This window comes from Streptomyces sp. NPDC020780 (assembly GCF_044334475.1).
Lineage (GTDB): Bacteria > Actinomycetota > Actinomycetes > Streptomycetales > Streptomycetaceae > Streptomyces.
This window is the reverse complement of record NZ_JBIRTB010000018.1, coordinates 52,883-79,355: the sequence shown is the minus strand read 5'-3', so window position 1 is coordinate 79,355 and position 26,473 is coordinate 52,883. Positions and strand designations below refer to the sequence as shown.

3 protein-coding genes are annotated in these 26,473 nt (G+C 71.1%); 1 reads left to right on the top strand and 2 read right to left on the bottom strand.

What is annotated here, in order from left to right; all coding sequences use genetic code 11:
- Positions 1-2 precede the first annotated feature (2 nt).
- Together ACH4VO_RS28300 and ACH4VO_RS28295 are read right to left on the bottom strand one after the other, a co-directional pair.
- A complete protein-coding gene (locus ACH4VO_RS28300) occupies positions 3-23,432 on the bottom strand; it encodes an SDR family NAD(P)-dependent oxidoreductase (RefSeq protein ID WP_360993800.1) in 23,430 nt (7,809 codons plus the stop codon).
- Positions 23,433-23,997: 565 nt separating this feature from the next.
- Positions 23,998-24,396, bottom strand: coding sequence for a DUF4180 domain-containing protein (locus tag ACH4VO_RS28295; RefSeq protein WP_360993797.1), 399 nt, complete (start codon positions 24,394-24,396; stop codon positions 23,998-24,000).
- A gap of 710 nt (positions 24,397-25,106) precedes the next feature.
- Between ACH4VO_RS28295 and ACH4VO_RS28290 the strand changes: the two genes are divergently transcribed.
- Entirely contained in the window at positions 25,107-26,339 is a 1,233-nt protein-coding gene (locus ACH4VO_RS28290; RefSeq protein WP_360993794.1) for a cytochrome P450, read from the top strand.
- The last annotated feature ends 134 nt before the right edge of the window (positions 26,340-26,473 follow it).

The following is a 26,473-nucleotide window of genomic DNA, read 5'->3' as shown; positions in this document are numbered from 1 at the left end:
GATCAGCGCCCCTCGTTGTCGGTGGTCCGGCCGGTGCCGTCGATGACGGACCGTCGGATGTTCTCGGCGGCGGTCGCGACGTCGAGAGAACCGCTCACCACCTCGTCGAGGAGGTCGTCGATCAGTGCGTCCGGCAGGTCGCCGGCCGGTTCCCCGTCCGTGGCGACGGGCGGGTGCTCGGGCGGAGCGCCGTCGATCGGCCGCTCGGCGATCCAGTACCGCTCCCGGGCGAAGGGGTACGTGGGCAGGGGGACGATGCGCGCCGCTCCCGCCGGGTGGAGGCCGCCCCAGTCCAGTTCGAAGCCGTTCACCCACAGGTCGAGCGCCTTGGCGTACTGGCCCTTGGCCAGCCACGTCCCGACGACCGCGGTCAGCTCCGCGTCGGCGGTCAGCGCCGTCAGCGCGCGGTCGCCGCGTGCGGCGCGGCCCCGGTGCAGCCCGGCGCCGCCCTGAGGGTGGTCCAGGAATGCCCGCAGCCGGTCCCGCAGCTCGGCGAAGGAGCTGACGACCGTCCCCAGCCGCTCGCTCATGGCTTCGCGTCCGACCTGCAGGGTGTACGCGACATCGGCCAGCGCGGCCCCGCTCCGCTCGGAGTCCGCGAGCGCGTCCAGCAAGGCGCGTGCCTGGTCCCGCAGCCGCTCCTCGTCCTTGGCGGACAGGACGACCACGGCAGGCCCGCCGACCCGGGCGGCCCCGGGATCGGGCTGGTCGCGGACGTACTCCTCTATCACCACATGGGCGTTGGAACCGCCCGCGCCGAAGGACGAGACACCGGCCCGGCGCGGCACCTCGGAGCTGACGCCGTCGACGGCGACCACCGGCCGCTTCCATTCCGCGCCCTTGCGCTGGACGACGAACGGCGTGGCATCGAAGTCGATGTGCGGGTTGACCTCGTCGGCGTGGAGGCTGGGGGCAAGTTCACCGTGCCGCATCTGCAGCACGACCTTGAACACGCCCGCGATACCGGCGGCGGCCTCGGCGTGACCGATGTTGCTCTTGACCGAACCGATCGCGCAGTACCGCAGATCCTGGGTGTCCTGGGAGAACGCCCGGGTCAGGCCGTTGACTTCGATCGGGTCACCCAGCGCGGTGCCGGTGCCGTGCGCCTCGATGTAGCTGATCGTGCGCGCGTCGATGCCCGCCCGGTCCAGGGCGTCCCGCACGACGCGGCCTTGGGCGACCGGATTCGGCACCGTGTAGCCATTCGTCGTACCGCCGTGGTTGATGCTGGTGCCGCGTATGACCGCGTGGATGTGGTCGCCGTCCCGCTCGGCGTCCGCCAGCCGCTTGAGGACGAGCGCGCCCACGCCCTCACCGGGGACGAAGCCGTTGCCGCCGGCGCCGAAACTGCGGCACTTGTCCTCGTCGGCGAGCATCTGCAGACCGCACAAGTTGACGTAACTCGACGGGTGCAGGTAGAGGTTCACGCCGCCGGCCACCGCCACTTCGCAGGCGCTGTGCAGCAAGTGCTCGCACGCCTCGTGGAGCGCGGTCATCGACGAGGAGCACATCGTGTCGATGGGCATGCTCGGACCGTTGAGGTTCAGTTTGAACGAGACCCGGTTGGCCGCCGACCCGAACGAGGTGTAGGGCTGGGCGGTGTCACCCCGGCGCCACCGCTCGGGGCCGTAGAGGTTGTGTCCTGCGCGGGTGATTCCCACGAAGACGCCGACGTTCGAACGGTGTTCGCGCTCCAGGCGGCCGCGGGTGTAGCCGGCGTTCTCGAAGGCCCGCCACGCCTCCTGGAGGAACAGCCGCTCCTGCGGGTCGATCTCCGTGGCGTCGTTCGGCGTCATCTCGAAGAACAGCGGGTCGAAGTCGGCGAAACCGTCGAGGAAGGCACCCCACTTGCTGTAGCTCCTGCCCTTCGCGGCGGCGTCCTCCTTGTCGGGCTCGTAGAAGCCGTCGAGCGGCCACCGGTCGGCGGGGATCTCCGTGACGGTGTTGCGGCCCTCGCGCAGGATGTCCCAGAAGGCGTCGAGGGTCTCGGCCTGGGGGAAGCGCGCGCTCATTCCGACGATCGCGATGCCATCGTTGCGCGCGGGCAGCGGTGCGGGACGCGCCGCCGTGCGGGCGGGGCCGGGCCGCGCGGCGGCCTCGGCAGGCCCCGTGTCCGGGACGTGGGCCTGCGCGGTCGCCTGCCCGGCGGCCGGACCCTGGCCCACTCCCAGGGCGCGGGCCACACTCTCGGCCCGCTCGGTGACGAAGTACTCCGTCAGCTCCTCGATGGTGCGGTACTCGAAGAACAGAGTGCTGCTCATCTCCCCCAGGTCCTTCTTGAGACTGGTCAGCAGCTGCAGGATGAGGATGGAGTCGATGCCGTACGCCGACAGCTGCTCGCGGGCGTCAATGGATCCGGCCGGGATCATGAGGGTCCGCGCGACCAGTTCCATCAGATAGCCGCGCACGGTGTCGTCGAGCAGCGCCCCGTCCACCGGGGAGGCATCGGGCTGCGCCACCGGCTGCGCGCCGGCCGGCTGCGGTCCGGAGTCCGGCGCCATCACGGGAAGCGGCTGCGAGTGCGGCGCGTTCGCGGGAAGCGGCTGTTCGCCGCGGGGCCTGCGGATCACCCCGTCACTGAAGCCGACCACCACCTGCTGGCCGAGCGGGTGCGCGTCCCGCGCGGGGAACTCGACGCCCTCGAAGCCCTCCCACCGCAGCACCGACTGCCACATCTCGGGCCGCAGACCGGGTCCCCCGGTCTCGCGCAGATCACTGTCGTGCAGCCACCAGCCGTCCAGCAGCGCGAACGTGAGCATCCCGAAGACGGTGTGGCCGTCGATCTCGTTGATGACCAGACCACCACCGGACCGCAGCAGCGCCTTGCTGTTACGCAGTGACGTGCGGATCTCCTTGGTGGCGTGCAGCACGTTGGTCGCGATGACCAGGTCGTAGCCGCCCTCGTCGAATCCCTGCTCGGCGGCGGACCGGCCGGCGTCGAAGATCTCGCAGCGCAGGAACGGATTGCCCGCGCTGAACTCCCGTTGGCCGTGCAGGAGGAACGCCTTGGACAGATCGGTGTAGCAGTACTCGCCGATGTGCCGCTGGTACGGCTGGAGCCGGCGCAGCACCGTGGCGGTGGTACCGCCCGTTCCCGCGCCGATCTCCAGGATGCGGACGCGGGCTCCGGGGTCCTGCGCGAGCCTGCTCTCGACGAGGGCGACGACACAGTCGCCCACCACGTCGTTGAAGTAATCGGCGATCATGTTCCGCTTGTAGATCCCCTCGACCAGTTCCAGCGAGGAACCTGGGAAGATCACGTCGACGGCGGGGACCGTGCCGATGAGGACGTCGGGCAGCGCGCGCAGCGTCTTGTCGACCAGGTCGACCGACGCCCGCAGTTCGGGGTCCTGAAGCCACGCGCGCCGGTCGCGCTCCCATGCGGCAGCGGTGGCGTCCGGGTCGACGGGGTCGGCGGCGGGCGCCCGGTAGCAGCCCGCGGATCCGGTCTCCGCGAGCCAGCCCTGCCGCGCGAACAGCTTCAGGGTCTCCTTCGCCCAGGGGTCGTACTTCCGCAGTATCCCGCCGGCCTGCCGGAGGGAGTCCGCGTCGACGGTTCCCGTCCCGATCCAGCCGCGGCCGCGCAGTTCGCACCACAGCAGCCGCAGGAGCAGCTCGTCCAGCATCCGCAGTGTGGACTTGGCCTGTGTCTCGACCGTCCGCAACTGCTCCCCGCGCGCGGGCAGCAGCGGGGTGAGCGGCGCGCTGCGGCGGACCGCCGGGTCCAGCACACGGATCGCCTCGCGGTCGCTGAAGCCCTGGAACCGTTCGGGTTCGCTGGTGTTGAGGTAGGCAACCTGCCCGAGCGGAGCGGCCAGGAGCCGCTCGACCGCGTCCATCGCCAGCGCGGGGTCGATGTCGCCGAGGCCCTCGCGCCGGTAGATGCGCTCGCGTACGTGCTCCGGAACGTCGAGTCCGCTGCCGACGGCGCCCCAAAAACCCCAGTTGACCACCTTCACGGCGTACGGGCGGGTGCCGGCGAGCCGGCGGGCCAGCGCATCCTCGAAGGCGTTGCCTGCCACGTAACTGCAGTATCCCCTGGCCGGGTTGACCGACGCGATCGAGGAGAAGAAGAGCATGAAGTCGAGTCCGTCGGTGTCGAAGACCTCCGCCATGCACACGCTGGCGTCGATCTTCGCGCTCAGACCCTGCCGGAACTGCTGCTCGGTCGTGTTGGGCAGGCTCTGGTCCACCAGGCCGAAGGCGGACTGCACTACGCCGTGAATGGTGCCGAACCGCTCCTGGATCCGGGTGTACGCGCTCCGCAGCGAGTCCACGTCGGCGGCGTCGGCCCGTACGTACCAGGGCGCCGGCCCGAGCGCGGCCAGCCGCTCGATCTCCGCCCGGATGCCGGGGCCCTCCTCCCGGCGGCCGATCCAGACGACCTGGGCCCGGTGGCGCCGGATCAGGTCTTCGCTCCAGAGCCGGCCGATGCCGCCGGCCCCGCCCAGGACGACGTAGACGCCGCCTTCCTTGTACGGGGAGTGGGACGGTGCCGGCAGTTCCGCCAGGTACAGGCCGCGACGGAACCACTGGCCGTCGCGCAGCGCCCGCACGGTCGGGGCCGGGGCGGCGAGCAGGATACGGGCGGGGAGCTCGTCGGAGCCGCCCAGGTCGAAGCCGCCCAGGGTCCAGTTGGGCAGTTCCTTCGCCATGACCTCGGCCAGGCCCAGCACGGCGGCGTCGGCGGGCAGCACTGATTCGCTCTGCCGCACGGGCTGGGTCTGCCGCGTCACCACGGTCCAGGTCAGTTCCTGGCCGCCGTAACCCAGCTCGAACAGTGCCTTGACCAGCCGGAAGAACGCGATCACTCCGACGTCGGTGCGGCGCAGCAGAGCGTCGGGCCCGGCGCCCGCGTCCGCCGGGGAGATCCACACGAGGTGGCGGACCGTACCCGCGCCCCGCACCTGTTCGGTGAGTTGCGCGGCGCTCACCGAGCCGTTGGCGACGAAGTACGCGTCGGGGCACTCGGCCGCCAGGGCGGCGCGCTCCGTTGCGCTCCCGCCCACAACGACGACGCCACTGCGGATGTCCGGGCCGGGGCCCGGCTCCGGGGCCTGTTCCTCGACCCATATCGGTGCCAGCGTCAGATGGGAGGAGGCGCCGGTCTGCGGGCTCGGCGCGGGCGCGCGGTCGGCGGGCGGGACGGGAGCGGTGCGGCTGGAGCCGCCCCCCGCGGGCAGCCAGTGGCGCTGTCGCTGGAACGGATACGTCGGCAGGGGGACGCGCCGGTACGTACCCCGTTCGAAGAGCCGCTCGTACCGCAGCGGGTATCCCTGGAGGTAGAGGGCGCAGACGGCGTCCAGGTGCTCCCGGCGGGCTGTCCCGGTCGCGCCCTCGGCGCACGCACGCAGGCAGGAGTCGCCGAACTGTTCCAGGGCGGGCTGCGGGCTCACCGCGTGCTCCGCGAGGTCGGCGGTGCGCACCTCCTGCTCGTGTCCGTCCGTGAGCCACCGGTCCAGCAGTTCCACCAGGTGGGCGGTGTCACGGGCCACGCACCCCAGCCGGACGGGGCAGTGCCGCCGGCCGCGTACCAGGGTCGAGCTGACGTCGCCCAGGTCGGTGTTCGGGTGCCGGCGCACATGCTCCACCAGTTGTTCGGCCTGCGTCCGCAACTGCTCGGAGGACAGGGCGGACAGCACCACGAGGTGGTCGGGTGCGGGCGCGTGTGCGCGGTGCGCCGGATCGGGGGCTTCCTCGACCACCACATGGGCGTTGGTGCCGCTGAACCCGAAGGAGCTGAGCGCCGCCCGCCGGGGCCGGCCCGGCTCGGCCGTCCAGGGGCGGTGCTCCGTGTTGACGTAGAACGGGCTGCCCGCGAACTCGATGTGGGCGTTGCCCTGTTCGAAGTGCAGGCTGCGTGGCAGCTCGCGGTGGCGCAGGGCGAGCAGGATCTTGATGAGCCCCGCCATTCCCGAAGCCGGCGCGGCATGCCCGATGTTGGTCTTGACCGAGCCGATGGCGCAGTACTCGCGCCGGTCGGTGTAGTGGCGGAACGCGCGGGTCAGCGCCTGGAACTCGATGGGGTCCCCGAGCTGGGTGCCGGTGCCGTGCGCCTCGACCAATTGGATGCCTGCGGGGTCGATGCCGAACGTGTCGTACACCTGGCGCTCCAGCCGTTCCTGCGACTTGGCGCTCGGTGCGGTGATGCCGTTGGACGTCCCGTCCTGGTTGATGCCCGACCCGCGGACCACACCGTGGATGTGGTCACCGTCGGCGAGGGCGTCCCGCAGGCGCTTGAGCATGACGACGCCGACGCCCTCGCCGGGTACGAAGCCGTCCGCGCCGTCCGCGAAGGTGTGGCACTGACCCGTCTCGGACAGCATTCCGGCCTTGTGGGCGTTCAGATAGTAGTCGGGGGCGCACTGTACGGACACTCCGCCGACCAGGGCCGACTCGATCTCGCCGGCCCGCAGGGCCTGGCACGCGAGGTGGAGGGCGACGAGCGAGCCGGAGCACGCCGTCTCGACGGCGATGGCGGGACCTTGCAGGTCCAGGAGGTAGGACAGGCGGGCCGGGATGATCGCCTCGGCGTTGCCCCACATGGCCTGGGCCGGGGCGTCCTCGCTGGAGCCGGGCAGGTAGTCACTGACCTGAGTGCCGATGTAGACGCCGCAGGCCCGGCCGCGGATGGCGTCGCCCGCGTAACCGGCGTCCTCCAGGGCCTTCCACGCCTCCTCCAGTACCACCCGCTGCTGGGGGTCCATATAGGCGGCTTCGAGGCCCGATATCTGGAAGAACAGCGGGTCGAACTGGTCGATGTCGTCCATCAGCGAGGCATACCGGGGGTGGGACGCGCCCGGTGCCACGAAGGCCGGCATGTCCCAGCGGGAGATCTCGCCGACGAGACTGCGGCCTTCGGCGATGTGCTGCCACAGCTGATCGGGGTCCTTGGCCGTGCCGAACCTTCCGCTCATACCGATGATGGCGACCGGCTCGCCGACGGGGCCGGGGGCTTCTACGGCCACCGACGCCGATGCCGACACCGAGGCGGACGGCAGGCCGGGCACAGCGGGCACAGCGGCTATGGGTACGGTCGCGGCAGGCGGTGCCGGCGGTGCGGCGACGGGCGCCGGGACGGCTGCGGGTACCGGGGGAGCCGGGAGCGGCGCCGCGTCGAGGTGGTGCTCCGCCACGTACGCCGCCAGCGCGCGCACCGAGCTGTGGTCGAACAGGTCCGTGACGGAGAGCGAGATGCCCAGGTCGGCGCTGAGTTGCTGGGTGAGTTCGACGCCCAGGATGGAGTCCACGCCGTAGTCGGCGAAGGAGTCCTCCTCGGAGATCTCCCGGCGGTCCAGACCCAGCGACGTCTGGAGCCGCGTGACGATCACGGACCGCACCCGTTCCTGCCCGTCCTCCACACTCGGCGGTGCGGGAGCGGGAGCGGGGGTGGGGGTGGGGGTGGGGACGGGTGCGGGCGTGCCGGTCCGTGCGCCGGTGTCGGCCACCACGATCTGGTGACCGGCCTCATGCACGGGGGCGGCGGGGAAGGACACGGTGGTGAAGCCCTCCTCCCCCAGCACCTGCTGCCAGGTTTCGGGGGCCAGCCCCGGGCTGCCCGGAATGCGCAGTTCGGTGTCCGCGTAGCGCCACCAGCCGTCGAGCAGTCCGAAGGTCAGGTGCAGGAACGGGGTGCGTGTCGCGAGCTCGTTGAGGACCAGTACGCCGTCCGCTCCCAGCAGCGCCCGCGCGTGCCGCACGGCCGCCCGGACGTCGCGGGTCGCGTGCAGGACGTTGGTGGCGAGCACGATGTCGTAAACGCCCTCGCCGATCCCCTGCTCCGCGGGGGCGCGCTCCACGTCGAACAGCTCGAACCGCAGGTACGGGTGGCCGGCGGTGAACTCCTGCCGCCCGTTGCGCAGGAAGTACTGCGAAACGTCGGTGTAGCAGTACTCCGCCATTCCGGCGCGGTACGGCGTCAGCCGGCCCAGCACCTTCTCGCTGGTGCCGCCGGTGCCTGAGCCGATTTCCAGGATGCGGACGCGGTGGGCGGGGTCGTTCTCCAGCAGGGCCTCGACGCGGGCCGCCACCAGTTCCGCCATGAGCTCGTTCAGCGCCACGGCGCTGTCGCAGTCCCGGTACACGCCGCGGACCAGCCGCATCGACGACGCGGGGAAGATCACCTCGGTCGGGGGCCGCCGGCCCGCGAGCACCTCGGGCAGCGCGCGGAGGACCGGATCCAGCAAGTTGACGTAGGCGTTGGTGCCGTCACCGCGCCGGCACACCGCCTCCCAGCGCCGCCACACCTCGGCAGGGTCGAGGCGCGCCCGGTCGGCCAGGGTGTAGTGCTCGGGGCCGTGCTCCAGGTAGCCGTGCTCGGCAAGGATGCGCAGGCTCTCGGATAGCCAGCGGTCGTAGCCGCCCCCCGGATCCAAGGCGGCTCTCAGGTCGGCGACCGACCCGCCGGCGCGGTCCATCCCCAGCGTCTGCAACTGCGACAGAAGCAGTTCGCACAGCAGGGCGTCGTCGAAGCCCCGGGCACTGCCGGAGTCCGCGAGCACCCGCCGCAGCCGCTGGTCGTTCGGGCCGCCGGACTCGGCGGGCGGGGTGTCGTGCCCGGCCTGCCCTGCGACGGTGGTCTTCTCCAGGGCGAGCTGGTGGTACGGCCCGGAGAGCAGCAGGTCCAGCGCCGCCATGCCTTCGGCGGGTTCGATGGAGCCGATGCCGCTCTGCTCCATGCGCTGTTGGTACGCGGACGAGGCGACGACGCCGACGCTTCCCCAGTAGCCCCAGTTGATCACCTTCACGGGGGTGGCACGGGTCTGCTGCCACAGCCGGGCGAACGCGTCCTTGAACACGCAGCCGCTCACGTAGTTGCTCTGTCCTGCGGACCGCTGGAAGGAGTTGGTCGAGGAGAAGAACAGTACGAAGTCCAGCGGCTCGTCCGCGAAGACCTGCGCGATACGGACGCTGACGTCGACCTTCGCGCGCACGGCGGTGCGAAAACGTTCCTGCGGCATCCGGGCCACGCTCTGGTCGAGCAGCGCGAGCGCCGAGTGGACGACGCCGTTGATCTCGGGGAAGCGGGCCCGGATGTGCGCGACCGCGGCCGCCAGCGCCTGCCGGTCGGTGGCGTCGGCCTGCACGTACCAGGGGGCCGGTCCCAGCAGGGACAGTTCCTCGATCCTGGCCCGGATGGCGTCGTCCTCGGCGCGGCGGCCGATCCAGACCACCTGCGCCCCGTAGGTGCGTATCACGTGCTCGGTCCAGACCGCGCCGAGGCCGCCGGCGCCGCCGATGGCCACGTAGACGCGGCCGCGTCGGTACGGCGCCGTCTGCGCGGGCAGCGCGTCGAACGGCACCGGTGCCAGGACCTGCCGGTACCAGCACCCGCCACGATGCGCCCAACTGCCGTGGGACGGCTCCGCCGGCAGGCGCAGCGCCTCCCTCAGTACGTCGTCCCGCAACGCCTCCACATCGACCGTCCGCACCCGCCACCGCGGGTTCTCCTTCGAAAGCGACCCCAGCAGACCGTGCACTCCGGCGTGGGCCGGGTCGATGCGGTCGGTGTCGATGACCTCCTGGCTGCGGACCGTGAGGGCGGTCCACTCCAGGTCCCGCTTGTCGTAGCCGAGGGCCAGCAGCGCCTTCGCCAGGCGGAAGCCGGCGTACAGCCCGCCCTCCTGACGGCTGATCAGGTCCTCGCTCTCCGGCAGCACCGCCGCAGCGCCGCCCGCGACCCACACGACGCTGTCGTAGGGTCCCCCGCGCGCGAGCCGCTCCCGCAGGCCGTCGACGGTGTCCTCGGCCCGCAGCAGGACCACGTCCACGTCCTCGCCGCGCCCGGTGAGGACGACGGCCAGTTCCTCCGGGTCGGCGCCGACCAGCAGCGTCCGCCCCCGCAGTCCGTCGCCGTTCGCCGACAGGGCGGACCGCGCCAACTCCCAGCGCGGCTCCAGCAGCGCCAGGCTCCCGGCGGCGGGCCGGGCGGGCTGCGCCGCCGGCGCCGGCTCGGCCGCGGCGCGCAGCGGCCGGGTGCTGAAGGCCCAGAACCGCACGCGGACCTCGCCCCGCTCGTCGCACAGGTCGACGTCGAATGTGTCGCCGCTCCCCGAGGTACCCCTGAGCCACGCCCACATGACCGGCTCGCAGGGACCCAGGATCTCCACCGCCCCGACTGCGTAAGGCAGTCGGAGGCCCTCGCCGTGCCGCAGGCCGATCGACGCCTGCAGGGCGGCGTCCAGGAGCCCCGGAGGCAGCACCGGGGTGCCCGCGCCGTACTCCGGCGCCTCGGGCAGTGTGAGTTCGGCGAGGACCTGGGCGTCCCCCACGAGCAGGCGCCGCAGCCCCTGGAAGGTGGGCCCGTACACGATGCCCTGGCGCCGGTAGACGAGGTACGCCTCCGTCGCGGCCATCTCGTAGTGGTCGCACGCGGTCCGCAGTCCCGCGAGGTCGAGCCGTGGCCGCGCCGCCGGTCCGCCGCCGGTCTCGATGCGCCCCTGGCTGTGTACGACGGGTCCGTCGGCGCCGGGCGCCAGGATGCGGTAGCGGGTTGCCGCGGCGCCGTCCGGCTCCAGTTCGACGTGGAGATCGAGCGGTGTGTCCGCGACGGTCACCGGGCGCAGCCACACGACGTCGCGGAACGTGACACCGGCCGTGGGTGTGTCGCGCCGCGCGGGCAGCGCCGCATGCGCGGCGCGGGCCAACTCCAGGTGGGCGACGCCCGGCAGGATCTTCTCCCCGGCCACGACATGGTCGCGCAGGAAGGACTCCGCTCCGGTGAGCACCACGTCGAAGCGGCGGCCCGTCACGTCGGCGCGGCCGGCCGCGGACGCGAACATCGCGTCGGGCGCCGGGCGCGTGGTACGCGGGCGCCACAGGCGCTTCGTGGCGAAGGGGTAGCCGGGCAGCGCGACCGGCGCGGTGCGCCGGCCGCCGAACAGCCGGCGCCACGCCAGGTCGTACCCCTGGCAGTACGCCCGCGCCGCGGCCCGCAGCGCGTCGCGGAGGCCGGGGCCGTCCTGGTGCCGGCCGGCCGCCTCCACCAGCAGTCGTTCGCCGGCCTGCCGGGCCGCTTCGCTCGGCGCGAAGTCCTTGGGCACCTCCCCGGCGCAGACGTCGGGGTCGTGGCCACCCGCACCCTGCAGACGCAGCAGGCGTACCGCCTCGGCGCGGTCACGGGCGACGACGGCGCAGCGGTGGCGGAAGTGGGGCCTGCCGTCCAGCAGCGTCGCGGCGACGTCCCGCAGGCTGGGTTGGTGCCGGGGGCTCTCCAGGAAGTCGACCAGGTCGGCGACCCGCCGGCGCAGCGACTCCTCGGATTTGGCCGACAGGGCCAGCAGGTGAGCGGGCATCTCCATGACCTCGTCCTCTTCGCGTTCCGGGCGACTCTCCACCACCATGTGGGCGTTGGTGCCGCTCATGCCGAAGGAGCTGATGGCGGCGATCCGTCTGCGCCCGGCGGCCTCGGGCCACGCCCGGTTCGCCTTGTTGACGAAGAACGGGCTGTTCTTCCACTCGATGTACTCGTTCTCCTGCGCGCAGTGCAGGGAGCCCGGGATCGTCTCGTGCCGCATGGCCTGCAGGACCCCGATGAGGCTGACGAGTCCGGAGGCCGCGAGCGTGTGCCCGACGTTCGGCTTCACCGATGTCAGCGCGCAGTACTGCCGTTTGTCGGTGAAGCCCCGGAAGACGTCGTTGAGGGCGTTGACCTCGACGGGGTCCCCGAGCCGGGTGCCGGTGCCGTGGGCGACGACGTACTCGATGTCGCCCGGGTCGATGCCGTGCCGCTGGTAGGTGTCGCGCAGCAGCGCGGTCTGGGCGTCGCCGTTCGGCGCGGTGATGCCGTTGGACCTGCCGTCGTAGTTGATGCCGCTGGCGCGGATGACGCCGTGGATCCGGTCGCCGTCGGCCACCGCCGCCGAAAGCCGCTTCAGCACCACCACGGCGACGGCCTCGCTGAGGACCATCCCGTTCGCGCGCTTGTCGAAGGCATAGGTGACGCCGTCCTCGGACAGCATGCCGGCCTGCTGGGTACGGGTCAGCAGTTGCGAGGTCGTGATGAGGCTGACCCCTGCGGCCAGGGCGACGTCGGACTCGCCGGTGCGGATGCTCGCACAGGCCTGGTGCGCGGCCACCAGCCCCGACGAGCAGGCCGTGTTGATGGCCATGACGGGACCGCTCAGGTCGAGCAGGTAGGACAGGCGTGCGGCGAGAATGCCGTCGTGGTTGGCGGTGACGGTGCCCGCTGCGGGGTCCAGGGTGTCGTAGTCGCCCTGTTCGACCCCCACGAACATGCCGATCCTGCGGGTCGCCGCAGGCGTCCAACCCGCGTCCTCCAGGGCGTGCCACGACTCCTGGAGCAGGAGCCGCTGGCGCGGGTCGAGGTTGCGCGCCTCGTTGGGGGAGATCTCGAAGAACAGCGGGTCGAACTCGTCGGGAGCGGACACCTGACCGACGCGGAAGGCCGCGAAGGGACTGTTCTGCGGCTCGCCCCACAGCTCCAGGCGCTCGCGGGCGACCGGGCTGACGACGTCGCGGCCCTCCGCGAGGACGGACCACAGCTCGGAGGGGTTGTCGGCGCCGGGGAAGCGCCCGCTCATGCCGATGACGGCGATGGCGTCGTCCTCCGTCCGCTGCTCCCGCACGCGGCGCTCCGCGCCTGCGTCCGGGGCGGTGCCGGCGTCACGCTGAGGGGAGGCGCCGGGCCCCGGCCTGCCGGCGGGATTCGGCTCCTGCGGCGGTACGGTCTGCGCTGCGGCCGGTTCGGTGGTGGCCTCGCCATCACCGTGGTCGCTGTAGAACACGGCCAGGAGATCTCGGTGTTCGGTGGCGAAGAACTCCCGCAGCTTGCGCAGTGTGGAGCGGCTGTAGAAGAGGGCGGGCGTGACCTCGATGCCGAAGTGCTGCCCCAGCCGGGTGGCCAGGCCGGCCAGACTCACCGAGTCGAAGCCGTAGTCGGCCAGGTTGTCGTCCTCGTAGAGCCGCTCCGGGGACAGGCTGACCGCGCCGCTGACGATCTGCCGCAGGTCGTGTGCCAGGCGTTCCTCGGCATCGGGGGCCGGCGCAGCGGGCACGCCGCCCACGACCGAGTGGACGGTCAGCCCGGCCGCGGTCGCCGCCGGTTGGGCCGGGGCGCCGGCGGAAGGCGTCAGCCCCAGGAAGCGCGCCACCCGGCTCGGCCTGCCGACCAGGATCATGTGCTGCGCGGCCTCCTGGGACAGCAACCGCTCGAACAAGTCGATGCCGACCGCTGTTTCCAGGAAGTCCTGGCCGCTCGACTTCAGGAGCATCGTGGTGGTGTCGTGGTCGAAGCCCATGCCGCCCTCGCGCCACAGCGGCCAGTTGACGACCACGGTCCGGCCGGACAGCCGGCCCGCCCGCACCTCGGCGTCCCGGTGTCGTGCGTAGGACATCTGGAAGCGGTTGGCCACCGCGTAGTCGCAGGTGCCGAAGTCGCCGATGACGGCGGCGGTGGAGGAGAAGTAGCAGACGAAGTCCAGCTCGGCGCCCGCCAGCACCTCATCCAGTGCCAGCGTTCCCTGGATCTTGGGGCTCAGGACGTCTTCGAAGGACCGCAGGTTCTTCTCCAGGACGCTGCCCTCGCCCTGGACCCCGGCCGCGTGGATGACGCCGTGCAGCGCCCCGAAGCGCTCCCGCGCCTGGGTCACGGCCCGCTTCATGGCATCCGCGTCGCAGCTGTCTGCCTGGACGTACAGGACCCGATCTCCGGCGGCGAGGCCGCGCAGCGCCTCCTGGCGTGCCGCGTCCAGCGCGGAGCGGCCGGTCAGGACGATGGTGGCCGCGTAGTGCTCCGCGAGGTGGCGGGCCACGATCAGCCCCAGCCCACCGCAGCCGCCGGTGATCAGGTACGTACCGCCGTGCCGGAGGGCGCCGGGGCGGTTCTCGTCCAGCGTGGCTTCGCGTACGCGGCTCACGAAGCGGCCACCCGCGCGGTACAGCGCGCTGACCGGCCGCTCCTGACCCAACTCGGCGAGCAGCCGCTCCAGCCGGCCGGCGGTGTCCGCCGGCCGCAGCGGATCGGCGGTGTCCTGGAGTACGGCCACCACCGACAGTCCGGGCATCACCATGCCCAGTGAGCGCTCGAAGCCGAGATGCGCCTCCAGCAGCGCGCGCTCCACGCCGTCGCGGTATTCCCCCGCCACCACGAAGCGCCCCGCGTCGAGGCCCGCGCCGGCGAGTGCCTGCACCGTAAGGACGACGTCACTGAAGTCCTCGGTGGCGGCGCCGGGTTCGAGCGCCTCGATGCTCACGACCGCGTCGATGGGGGCCGGCCCCGCCGCGATGTCCCGGAAGGCCTCCAGGTAGTCCTGGGCCGAGCCGCGGCGGACCTCGTAGCAGTGCGGGTCCGCTTTCCCGAAGGTGTCCCCGTGTCCGACGAAGACCGTGTGCAGGCCGGGGCGCAGGGCCCGTACGGCCTGCGCGACCGCCGCCTGACGCTCCGCTCCGGTGCACAGGAACACGACGCCCCGCAGCGCGCGCACGGTGCCCGCGTCCAGAGCCGCGGGCTCCCAGTCCTCCACGAAGGTGAGCGGCCGGATCTCCTCGTCTGCGGTGGGCGCGGATGCGGGGGGCGGGGTGCCGGCCACCGCCGGGGCCACCGCCGGCGGTGGCTGGAGCGCGAGCGCGGGGGGCGCGTCGAGCCAGTGGCGTTCCGGGGCGAACGGGTATGTCGGCAGGGAGATCCGACGCGGCTCTGCACCGCGGGCGAGGGACGCCCAGTCGAGGGCCAGGCCCTTCACCCAGACGTTGGCCAGCTTGTCGCAGCGGCCCTGCGCGAGCCACTGCTGTACCAGGTCCCGCATCTCCTCGTCGGCTTCCAGGAGAGCGACGGCGTCCCTGTTCTGCCGCACGCCACCGCGGAAGACGTTCGCGCTCTCCTGCTCGCCGTCGAGAAACGCGCGCAGGTGCTCACGCAGCGCGTCCGGCCCGTCCACGACCAGAGCCAGGCGTTCCTCCATGGCCTCGCGGCCCGCCTGGAGGGTGTGGGCGATGTCCGCCAGATCGGCGTCGCGGCCGGGCCCGGCCAGCCAGGTCAGCAGCGCCCGGGCGCTCTCCCGCAACCGTTCGTCGTCCTTCGCCGACAGCACGACCAGCTCCGGACGCGGCGCCGGGGCCGGACGGGCCGGCTGCTCCTGCGCGGGCGGGTACTCCTCGATGATCACGTGGGCGATGGCGCCGTGTGCGCCGAACGAGGAGACGCCGGCTATCCGGGGCAGGGTGTGCGGCACCCCGTTGACCGTCCGGGTGGGCCTCTCCCACGGCTCCAACTCGTGCTGTACGTAGAAGGGCGAGCTCGGAAAGTCGATGTACGAGTTCGTCTGCTCGGAATGGAGGGAGGGCACGAGCATCCCGTGCCGCATCTGGAGCAGGACCTTGGTCACCGCGACGATCCCGGCGGCGCCCTCCAGGTGACCGATGTTCGACTTCACCGAACCGATCGGGCAGTACTGCTTCTTGTCGGTGTACTTGCGGAACGCCCGGGTCAGACCGCTGATCTCGATCGGGTCGCCGAGGGAGGTGCCCGTGCCGTGGCCCTCCACGTAACTGATGTCCTCGGCCGAAAGCCCGGCATCCTCCAGCGCGGCGGCGACCATGTCCGCCTGCGCCAGCGGGTTGGGTACGGTCATGCCGTTCGTCTTGCCGCCGTGCACCGTGGCGACGCCGCGAATCACACCATGGATGTGGTCCCCGTCCGCGACCGCCTGGTCGAACGGCTTGAGCAGGACGCAGCCGACCCCTTCGCCCGGTACGTAACCGGTGCCGCCCTCACCGAACGAGCGGCAGCGGCCGTCCTCGGCGAAGAAGTTCATCTGGCTGAGCGAGACGTACTTGTTGGGGTGCAGCGACAGGTTCGCGCCTCCGGCGAACGCGAGCGACGAGGAGCCGTTGCGGATGCTCTCGACCGCCATGGCGATCGCGTAGAGCGACGAGGAGCAGGCGGTGTCGACGGTCAGGCTCGGCCCGTGCAGGTTGAAGAAGTACGAGACGGCGTTGGAGGCGGCGGCGCGGTCGGACAGGACGACGTCCTGGCCGCTGTACAGCTGGTACTCGTTCCACATCATGCCCAGGTAGACACCGACCTTGCGGGCCTTGCCGGGGCTCAGGGACTGCCGGGTGTACCCCGCGTCCTCCATGGACTCCCAGGCGGCCTGGAGGAACAGCCGGCTCTGCGGGTCGGTCAGCGCGGCCTGCTGCGGCGACATGTTGAAGAACAGCGCGTCGAAGTTCTCGGCACCGTCGATGAAACCGCCCCACTTGCTGCTGCTCTTGCCGGGCGTCTTCTCGGCCGCGTAGTACACGTCCTTGTCCCACCGGTGCGGCGGGATCTCCTCGATGCAGTCCTCGCCGCGCTTCAGCACCTGCCAGAACTCGTCGAGGTTGCCCGCCTTCGGGTAGCGGCCGCTGATGCCGATGACGGCCACGTCGCGTGAGCGGCCCGTGGCCCGGCCGCTCACCGCCTGCGCCGGCGACGCCTCGCCGGGCTCCACGGCCTTCGCGAACCGGCCACGCGACGCGGCAGGCTGGGCAGGCGCGACCGGCTGGGCAGGCGCGGCAGGCTGGGCAGGCGCGACCGGCGCGGGCGCGCTCTCGCGCACCGCCTCCGGAGCCACCGCGGCGGTCCGCTCCAGCCCCAGCAGGTCGGTCAGGCGCGCCGCCTGGTGCTCGGTGAAGTACTCCGCGAGTTCCTGGATCGTGCGGTACTCGAAGAACAGCGTCCCCGGAATGGAGTCGAAGTCCTTGGTCAGAAGCCGCATCAACTCCATGATCTGGATGGACTCGATGCCGTACTCCCCCAGCTCCGCGGCGGGGTCGATCCGGTTCCTGGGAATGCGGAAGACCTGCGACAGCCGGTCCCTCAGGTACTCGACCGTCCGGGCGAACAGTTCTCCCGAGCCCTCCTCGGGTGCTGGGGGCACGGCGCTCGCGGTGGCCGCGGGCTTCGCTCCGGCCGCGGCCACCGCCTGCGGATCGACCGCGGTCTCACCCGGCTCGGCAGCGCCGCGCGCGGTCCCCTCGACGCGCAGGACCTTCTCGATCTTCTGACGCTCGCCCTTCGTCACGACGACCTGGGTCTCGTCGGACATCAGGATCCGCAGCAGCGCCCCGATGCCTTCCTCGGTGCGCAGTCCGCGCATACCCGAGTGGTCGCGGTAAAGGGTCTTGGCGGGGCCCTCCTCGGCGAGCTCGCCGAGCATGCCGCCCTCGTCCCAGTACGGCCAGTTGACCGAGATGCTCCGCCCGTTCCGCAGGCCCTGCGCCCGCAGCTCCTCCCGGTGCTGGACGTAGCCGTCGAGGAACCGGTTGGCCGCGGCGTAGCTGCCCTGTCCGAAGTCACCGACGTAGGCGGCGATGGACGAGAACATGAGGAAGAAGTCGAGCGGGTCCGCGGCGGTCAGTTCGTCCAGATGGACCGTCCCGTGCGTCTTGGGCGCCAGCACCGCCTCGAAGCCGGCCCAGTCCGCCTCCATGACACCCGTGCCGCCGATGACACCCGCGCCGTGGAAGACGCCGTCCAGCGTGCCGAATCGTTTCCGTGCCGCGGTGAGCGCCGCGCCCACGCTGTCACGGTCGGCCACGTCGCAGGCGAGGTAGAGGACCTCGGCCCCGGCGGCCTCCAGTGCGGCGATCTTCTCCCGCAGCGCGCCGTCCGGCTCCCGGCGGCCGAGCAGGACGAGCCGCGCCCTGCACTGCGCGGCGAGGTAGCTGCCGAGGTGCAGTCCAAGGGCGCCGGCGCCACCGCTGATCAGGTAGGCACCGCCCTCCTTCAGCGGCAGCGCCGAGGTGGCGCCGCGCGTGCCCGCGGTCCACGGCCGCAGCACCCGCTCCGCGCGGATCCCGTCCGCGTGCCGGATCTCGTGCCAGCCCTGCGGGGCGGCGCTCTGCGCCCTGCCGAGTTCTTGCAGGACGCTGTCGACGGTGGCCTCCGCGTCCCGCGCGTCGGCGATCTGCAGGCTCTCCACCCGGAACAGGTGATCGACCACCGTCATGGCACGGCCGAAGCCCAGGAGCGCCTCGCCGGCCGCCCGCTGGGGTCCGGGCTCGGCCGGCAGCACCGACAGGTACTGGATCTCCTGCTCGGGGCCAGCTCGGTGCACGGCCCGGAAGAGGTGCAGCAGACCCTCCAGCTCGATCGTGAGGCCGGCGGGGTTCTGGGCCAGCGGCCAGAAGTCGACGATCGCCCGCGGCAGCAGGTCGCGATCGGCCAGCGTCCGCAGGAGCCGGTCGTAGTCCTCGGGGTTGCGGCGGTCCACGCTGAACAGATCCGGTCCCGACTCCTGGAAGGCGCTGCCCCCGCGCACCCGCACGACGCGGCCCGCGTACCGCGCCGCCAGCCGGGTCGCCCGCGTGTCCCCGTTGTCGAGGAGGAGCAGGGTGCGCCCTGCGCCCACGGGCTGCGCGTCCTGGGCGGTAGGGGCCTCGGCCTCGGTCCAGCGCGGCACGTAGTAGTGCAGCTGCTCGCTCTTGTCAGCCGTGACCTCCTTGAAGACCAGGCCCGTGAGGCGCACGCACTCGATGCCGCTGTCGTCACAGATCGCGAGGTCGACACTCATCGCGCCGTCGCGGGCGATGCGGTGGATGGTGGCGTGGCAGTACGACTGGCGCGGGATCGGCGCGAACACCTCCAGCTCTTCGAGGCTGAACGGGATACGCAGTACGCCGTCCTGCTCCCCGATGCCCCGCAGCGTGTTGAGCGCGGCGTCGAACAGCGAGGGGTGCAGGGTGAACCGGGAGTACTCCTCCTCCAGGTCCTCGTCCAGCACGATCCGGGCCAGTGCCTCGGTCTCGCCGCAGTACAGCGTCTCCATGGCCTGGAAGGTCGCGCCGTACCCGAAGCCCAGGTCCCGCAGGCTCGCGTAGATCTCGGCGTGCTCGCGGCGGCCGATGCACCGCGCCTTGATCGCGGGGATGTCGATCGCACCGCGCGCCCGCGTGGCCTGGTCGGCGGCGTAGCCGGCCCGGCCCTGGGAGAAGACCGTACGTTCTGCCTCCGTGCCGTCGTGGATGGCGAACTCCAGCGCATCCTCGTCGAGCGGGGTCAGCTCGATGTGCACGGAGCGGGACACGTCGTCCATGACGACCGGACGGCCCCAGATGATGCCGCGCAGGATGACATGGTCGCAACCGGTGGCCAGCCGGGAGGCGGTGTACGCCATCTCCATGTGCGCGACCCCCGGCAGCAGGATCCTGCCGCCCACGACGTGGTCGCGCAGGAAGAACTCGCTCGCCGACAGCCGCTTGCCGAAGCGCTGCGACCGCAGGGTGGAGTCGTTGCTGTCCAGCAGCGGGTGCAGTGCGGCGGACGCGGGCCGGGCGTGCGGCGCCGCGCGGCCGGCCGTCGCGGCGTCGGCCCAGTAGGTCTCGCGCGCGAAGGGGTAGCCCGGCAGCGACACGCACGGCAGCGGCCGGTCGTCGAACAGGTTCTCCCAGGCCAGCTCGTAACCCTGGCAGTACAGCTCGGCCAGGGCTCGGACCGCGTCCCGGTACCGGCTGTCCTCGTCCCCCGTACGGGCCCGCGCTATCAGCTCGTTGCCGTACTCGGTGAGGGCGTTCTGCGCGCGGAAGTCCCGCCCGGCCAGCCCCTGGAACACCTGGGGGTCCTTCTTACCGTCGAGCACCCGCTGCAGCAGCAGCTCGGCCTCCTCGGGGGTGGCGGCCACCAGCGCACAGCGGTGCGCGAAGTGGTGGCGCCCGGCGAGCAGCGTGCTGCTGATCCGCCCGAGCCCCGCGTCCTCGGCTCCGCCGGCCCGGACGAAGGCGAGAAGGTCCTCCACCCGCGTCCGCAGCGCGTCGTCGGTCTTCGCCGACAGCGCGAGTACGTACGAAGGCCGGGACACAGCCGGCCGCGCGGCCGCGCCGTCGCCGTGGCTCTCCACCACGACGTGGACGTTCGTCCCGCTGATACCGAACGAGCTGACGGCGCCCACCCGCTCGCGCCCGGCCCTGGCCGGCCAGGGCCGGGCCTCCTTGTTGACGTGGAAGGGGCTGCGCGCCCAGTCGATGTACTCGCTCTCCTGGCCGGAGTTCAGGCTCGCGGGCACCGTTTCATGGCGCAGGGCCTGCACCATGGCGATCAGGCTGACGACGCCCGAGGCGGCCAGGGCGTGCCCGATGTTCGTCTTGACCGACGTCAGGGCGCAGTACTGGGTCTTGTCGGTGTACCGGCCGAACGCCTCGGTCAGCGCGTTGACCTCGATGGGGTCGCCCAGCCGGGTGCCGGTGCCGTGGGCGATCACGTGCTCGACGGCGGCCGGGTCCACGCCGAACCGCCGGTACACGGAGTCGAGCAGGGCGACCTGCGCGGACTGGCTGGGGGCGGTGATGCCATTGGTGCGGCCGTCGTGGTTCAGGCCGCTGGCCGTGATGACGGCATGCACCCGGTCACCGTCCGCGAGAGCCTTGGCCAGCGGCTTCAGTACGACGGTGGCGATCGCCTCGCCCATCACCATGCCGTTGGCCCGCTTGTCGAAGGCGTAGCAGACCCCGTCGGGCGACAGCATCCCGGCCTGGGTGGCGTGCTCGTAGAACTGGGAGCCGGACAGCAGGCTCACTCCGGCGGCGACCGCGGTGTCGCACTCGCCGCTGCGCAGGCTCAGGCAGGCCTGGTGCACTGCTGCCAGCCCGGCCGAGCAGGCGGTGTTGACGGTCAGTACCGGTCCGGAGAAGTTCAGGAAGTAGCTGAGGCGGGCCGCCAGGATGCCGTCGTGGCCGGAGGTCAGGGTCTGCTCGTCGCGGACCAGACCCGGGTAGTCGCTCTGCTCGGCGCCGACGAACATGCCCATGGTGTGGTCGCGGAGCTGGCGCGCTCCGTACCCGGCGTCCTCCAGGGCCCGCCATGCCTCCTGCAGCAGCAGACGCTGCCGCGGGTCCATCTGCTCGGCTTCGCGAGGGGAGATCTCGAAGAAGAGCGGATCGAACTCGGCTTCGCCGGGCAGCCACCCGCCCCTGACCTCCGACGCACCCGTGACACCGGCCCAGTTGCCCAGCCGGTGCGCCGGCAACGGCGTCACCGCGTCCCGGCCGTCGGCGAGCAGCTGCCAGAACGCCTCGACCGTACGGGCCTGCGGGAAGCGCCCGCTCATGCCGATGACGGCGATCCGCTGGTCGCGGTCGTCATCGGTCCCGGCTCCGGGAGTTGCCGCGCGCCGCGCGCCGGTGTCGGGCTCCTCTGCAGCCCCGGTGGACGGTTCCCGCGCGAGGTCCGCCTCGTCGACGGCGTCCGTGTCGGCAGCCGCGTACTTCCCCGCCACGGCGTCGGCGTACTGCTCCTCCAGCAGATGGTCCCGGAGCATCTCCAGGGTGAAGTACGTGTAGAACAGCGACGGCGCGACGTCGATGGAGTAGTGCGCGCTCAGCCGCAGAGCCAGTTCCGTGTTGCCGACCGAGTCGCACCCGAGGTCGGCCAGCTGGTCCCCCGGGTGGATCTCGTCGGCCGCGAGCTTCAGCACACCGCTGACGAGACTCCTGAGATCCGCCTCGACACGCTCCTGAACGTCGGTGCCCGCCCGCTCGGTACGACGTTCCGGCACCGTCCTGCCCGCCTCGCGCTCTTCCCGCTCGGCGGTGTGCTCCAGTACGCCGCTTCCCACCGGCGCCCCGGTGGCGGTGTTCTCGTCGGTGGCGTCCGGTGTGATCCAGAAGCGCTGCCGGTCGAACGCATAGGCCGGCAGCCGCAGCCGTCGCGCCGGGGCCGACACGAACAGCTCCGCCCACGGGTGGCTGCTCCCTGCGGCGAAGGACTGCGCCAGGTCCAGCAGCCGCCCCTGGTACTCGGCGGCGGACAGGTCGGTGCCGGCGTCGATCACGGCTTCGGCGGAACACGCTCCGGCCGGCTCGTCGCCCGAGGGGGTCTTCGCGCACTCATGGAAGCAGTCGTCGGCTTGCCCGCTCTCCAGCAGCAGCGTCAGCTTCGCGCGCAGGTCCGCACGGTCGCGCACGACCAACGCGGTCCGCCGGTCGAGGTGTTCGCGCCCGAGGAGCAGCGTGGCGCTGAGGTCCGCCAGGTCGGCATCGCACCCATCGCCGTCGAGCCACTCCCGCACATCGCGGATCCGCCGCCGGAGTGCCGTGCTGGTTCTGGCGGACAGGCAGACGAGGTAGGCGTGGTGCGCGCGCGGAGCGGCCGGTGCGGTGGTGGGCGCCTCTTCGAGTACGACGTGGGCGTTGGTGCCGCCGATGCCGAAGGAGCTGACACTCGCGCGGCGGGGCAGCGGGTCGCCGCTCGGTGACCGCAGGGGCTCCCACGCGCGCAGCCGGTCGGCGATGTGGAAGGGCGTGCCGTCCAGCTCGATCCGCGGGTTCAGCCGTTGGAAGTCCCGCAAAGCCGGTATCTTCCGGTGCTCCATCGCGAGCAGCACCTTGATCAGGCCCGCGATGCCCGCGGCGGCTTCTAGGTGGCCGATGTTGGGCTTGACCGAGCCCAGCGCGCAGACGTTGTGCTCCGCCGGTTCGGCGTTCCCACCGCGCGCTCTGCGGAAGCCCTCGACCAGGCCCTCGATTTCGACCGGATCGCCGGTCGGCGTCCCCGTGCCGTGCGCCTCCACGTAGCCGATGGTGTCCGGGGAGAGACCGGCCCGGCCGATCGCGTCCGCGACGACCTGTGCCTGCGCCTCGACGCCGGGGTAGGTCAGGGTGCGGGTCCTGCCGCTGTGGTTCACGGCGCTGCCCTTGATGACGCCGTAGATGGCGTCACCGTCGCGCTCGGCGTCCGCGAGGGGCTTGAGCAGGACGGTGCCGCCGCCCTCCCCCCGTACGTAGCCGTCGGCCCGCTCATCGAAGGGACGGCACGAGCCGGTGGGCGACAGCATGCCGGCCTTGGCGAACGACGTGTGCCGGCCCGGGGTCAGCACCAGGTTGATCCCGCCCGCGAGCGCCAGGGCACACTCGCCCTGTTGGAGCGACTGGACGGCGAGGTGGACGGCGTGCAGCGAGGCGGACGACGCCGTGTCGACCACCACACTGGGCCCGTGGAAATCGAAGAAGTGGGAGACCCGGTTCGCGATGGCCGCCCCGACCGTTCCCGTGGAGTGGTGCGCCGCGACCTCGCGCAGCTGCCTCTCCTGGAGCTCCTTGTAGTCCAGGTTGTACGAACCGAGGAACACCCCGACATCACGTCCGAGCAGCGTGCTGGGCGCGATGGCCGCGTCCTCGACGCAGGACCAGGCGAGTTCGAGCATGATCCGCTGCTGCGGGTCGGTGCTCTCCGCCTCCAACGGGGAGAGGCGGAAGAACTGCGCGTCGAAGGCGTCAACATCGTCGATCAGGCCGGCCCACCGGCCGGCGCCCGGGCGCCCGGCACTCGCACCGGAGATGCCGGCCGCCTCGCCGCCCCCCAAGTCCCAACGGAATTGCGGCACTTCGCCGACCTGTGACCGGTCGTTCCTGATCACATCCCAGAACTGGCGGTGGTTGTCCGCTCCGGGAAACCGGCACGCGATTCCAATGACGGCAATGGGGACAGACTGCGGCATCAGTGGAGACTCCCCTTATCGTTCGCGACGTTTTGACGCAGCACAGCGGCCGCCCACTGAGGAACTGGGCACGCCGGACCGGCAGGACGACTTTCTCCTGACGAATTGTTTCCACGGTGAGCACTGTTGGGACGCACCACGACAGACCGAAGGCCTGGACGGGTGGCATGTTGTTGCCAGAGCGCGCGAAATCCGCGCGGACACAGAGGCCGCTGTTCTTATCTGTGGGAGTGCGCCTTCGCCGACCGCGAGGCCGACATGTCGGTCGCGCCCGAAAGGCCGGTGAATGCGCGGGGGAACACGTTCTCCACTGAGGCCCGAGGTCGGCAACTGCGGTGATCCGAAAGGCCTGTTGCTTCTCACTCAGGTGACATCACACGAAGCTGAGCGGATACGTCGTCACACCCCGATCACCGGGTGTGTGCGCCGCCCGATGTATGTCCCCGGACGTCCGTTCAGCAGAGGTCGGGGCCCGGTGTCCAGGCCGACGGCAGCTTCGGCTCGGCGGCGCCTGAGGACCGACTGCCGAGACGCTCTCCGCGGCCCACTGTCGGCCCGCCGTACCTCAGGTCAGGCGCGCGGCATGCCCTGTCTTCGCGCCACTGGCTCCCAGGCGTGCGTCGAGGGCTTCGACGTCCGGAAGGAACCAGATATGGCTGGCCGCATTGGATTCGCTCACCAGAGCGCGCAGGGCGTCACTGGCTTCCAGGTAATGGGAGATATCACCGACTACGGCCAACCGGAGTTGATAGTTGACGAACTTCTGCATGATTTCGCCCGCGAGACGGGTGCTGAGCGAGAAGAATCTTTCGTCCAGCCGGCTCACGGGTACGGCCACGATCTCGGCGTCGAGCAATGCCGCGCCAATCAGGTTCAGTGCATCCTGCTCGGATGCCACGGTGGGCCCCGACGGATCGCACATCAACACCTGAACCCCATGCCGTTCCTGCAGTGTATCCGACAACGGTCAGTCCCCCCAGGTGAGTAATCGCGAACAGATATCGCTGCAGAAAATTAGCACACGGTCGCTCACGCGCCAATGTTGCATCAGCCACATTGCATGATCAGGCCATTCTCGGACGTACATGTTTATTGGGCGGTTGGGCGCGGTGGTGCAGCCGCGGCCCCCGGCGGGCAGCTCGGTCCCTGCGGAGCGTCTCAGCTGATCAGACAGATGACCGGCAGCCAACTACCCTTGTAAAACAGGCACGTTGGCGCGGCATGATGTGCGCCGGAACCGGATCCGCGGCACAGAGAGATCAGGCTAGGGCCGACGATGCAGCTGGCCGATTCCGGCCAACATCACCTGCCGAGAGGGCCTTCTCGGCCGTGCGGCAGAGAGAACGCCGAAACATAGGTCGGATGCGAAGTTTTACAAGGGTCGCGGGCGGGTAGCGTCCGCAACGCTTCCTTCATTCCTGAAAGGTCTCTCCTCCGCCCCCCGCGCGCAGTACCCTCAGCCAGCAAGCGCCCGAGATGCGGGCCAGAGGGTTCTTTGCGCTTTCCCGGCCAGCATCGGAATGTCTCTTCGCGCGAAGACCCGAGGTCGTTTCAGTTACTCGGCGGAAAGTTCGTGCGGGACAGCCACTTTCAGTGGTCGACCGCCCGCACCCACCCCTTGTACGACCGTTCATAAATGCGTACCCAAGTCTTTGTTGACATACGGGAGGAATAATGCCCACGGACCACGGCGGCACGGCTCCGCTCCAGATCGACGAGAAGGAGTTCGAGCGCAATCCGCATACCCTGTACAACGTCCTGCGCTCCGAGGCACCGGTCCGCGAGATCATCGCGCCGGGGGGGACCAAGGTCTGGCTCGTCACGCGCTACGACGACGCGAAGTCGGTGCTGAACGACAACCGGCTGTCCAAGAACATCGAGGTCGGCCAGGAGGTCATCCAGCGCAACACCGACGGCGAGACCGGCATGGTGTTCGCCAGCGAGTTGGCGGCGCACATGATGAACGCCGACCCGCCGGACCACACCCGGCTGCGCAAGCAGGTCAACAAGGTCTTCACACAACGAGCAGTGGAGAAGCTCGGTCCGCGGATCGAGAAGATCACCACGGATCTGCTCGACGCCATGGAGGGCCAGGATCAGGTGGACCTGATGCGCGCCTTCGCCTACCCGCTGCCCATGGCGGTGATCTGCGAACTGCTGGGCGTCCCGGCCGGCGACCAGGAGCGCTTCCAGGGCTGGGTCCCCACCCAGCTATCCGGTGGCGACGACCCGGAGAGCATGGCCAAGGCCACCACGGAACTGCTCACGTACCTGTATGAGCTGGTCGAGAGTAAGCGGACCACGCCGGCCGACGACCTGCTCACGGGTCTGGTGCGTTCCAGCGACGAGGGCAAGCTGAACACCAAGGAACTGGTGTCGATGGCGTTCCTGCTGCTGGTCGCAGGAAACGAGACGACGGTCAACCTCATCGGCAACGGTGCGTTCGCGCTGCTCCGCCACCCCGACCAGCTCGCCGCGCTGCGCGCGGACCGCTCCCTGATGCCCGGGGCGGTCGAGGAGTTCCTGCGCTACGAGAGCCCGGTCAACACCTCGTCGCTCCGGTTCACGACCGAGCCGATCGAAGTGGACGGCGTCGTCATACCGAAGGGCGAACTGGTGGTGGTCGCGCTTACGTCGGCCAACCGGGACGAGTCGCAGTTCCAGAATGCCGGCAGCCTGGACATCAAGCGCCCGGCGGGCGCCAACCTGTCCTTCGGACACGGGATCCACTACTGCGTCGGCGCGCAGCTGGCCCGGCTGGAGGCGCAGATAGCCTTCGACCGGCTCATCGAGCGCTTCCCCGACATCCAGTTGGCCGCCGACCCGGAGGAGCTCCGTTGGCAGCCGGGGACAGCGCTGCGCGGGCTGAGGTCCCTGCCGGTGACCCTGGGCGCCCGACAGGGCTGAGCGGTGGGTGTCTCCCGGTGCGGGTCCGCCGCACCGGGAAGCACCTGGCAGGAGCAGACTTCCACCCATGCTGCGCGAAGCGCCGACTCCCTCACCTCCATCGCCCGCTGAACCGAGCGAGAGTCCCTGATGAC